Raw genomic sequence first — 1,096 nt, 5'->3', positions numbered from 1 at the left:
TACCGTATTGTCTGTCCGATCAAACCTTGATCAAATTGAACGAAAACTGATCATGCGTCGGCCCTGGTAAAAACAGGCCCTGAGTACAGGCCCACTGAATTTGAAGTTGGATACACGGTAAATCACGGTGTAACCACCTTTTTAACTGGCGCATCTTATGATGTAAATATAATTAACTCTGTCATGGATGGTAATGATGAGATGACCTTGACTTCTGTACTATTTAACGGTGAGCCAATTACTGTTAATGGATCACTGGGTGGCGATTCCATCAAGGGCATACTCACGGTGCCTACCGCCGAGTTTTCCGAAGGGCGTAATGGCCTGAAAACCAAGGCTATTGTTACTGAATTTTATGCGAGTGACTTTGATGATAACGGTTCACCTTACGTTTACGAAGTGTTGACCAAGATACCTTTTCTAACATTTACAGATAGACGTGAAGCATTTGAGCTGACCGGAGTTTCTTTAGCTTTGATGAGTGAGTTCGATGGTGAAAAAGGAAGTGGTACGCTTTCTTTGGAGGTGCATGAAGCTTCTGTCACTAAAGAAAGCAACAGCCGAGAGAATGAGCATCTAGAGCTTAAAGATCTCGCAATAACCATGGGTATTGATCTGAAAGACGAGCTTACCAGCGACTTTGCTTTAGAATTCGATGAAATTAACATCGACGGACAATCGCTCTCTGATGTAGAAATCAGCTACACCCTAGCTGGGATTGATAGTAAGTCTATCGTTGATATTATCAACCTGGGTCAGAAAGCAGCCAAAGAAGGGTGGAGTGAGCATAGGGTTCAAAAATCTGTTGAAAAAGTTTTAATGGAACGTGCCGATAACCTTCTTACATATAACCCACGATTAGAAATTAATCGCATCAAAGCCAAAATGAACGGTGATTTACTTATAGATGCCGAAGGGATAGCAAAATTAGATGCATCCAAACTTCCACAAGGTTTTTTGAAGTCGAGCTTCGAATATAACCGCCCTCCTAATCAGGGCCGACGCACCAACGGTTATAATTTGAACATCGACATCGACATCGATATGAACAAATAATCATCATTTAAACAGCACAGTTTTCTTTTGTTCGCCATGC

Annotated in this window: 1 protein-coding gene; it reads left to right on the top strand. The window is 41.7% G+C overall.

Annotation, left to right across the window (positions count from 1 at the left end):
• Positions 1-63: 63 nt before the first annotated feature.
• Positions 64-1,056 (top strand): DUF945 family protein, encoded by a 993-nt coding sequence (locus tag ACFQ1C_RS13435; protein WP_379559162.1) that lies wholly within the window; start codon positions 64-66, stop codon positions 1,054-1,056.
• The last annotated feature ends 40 nt before the right edge of the window (positions 1,057-1,096 follow it).

The sequence above is a fragment of the Oceanisphaera ostreae genome, from assembly GCF_042676125.1.
In the GTDB taxonomy this organism is placed as follows: Bacteria; Pseudomonadota; Gammaproteobacteria; order Enterobacterales; family Aeromonadaceae; genus Oceanimonas; species Oceanimonas ostreae.
This window is presented reverse-complemented; position numbering and strand designations above follow the sequence as displayed.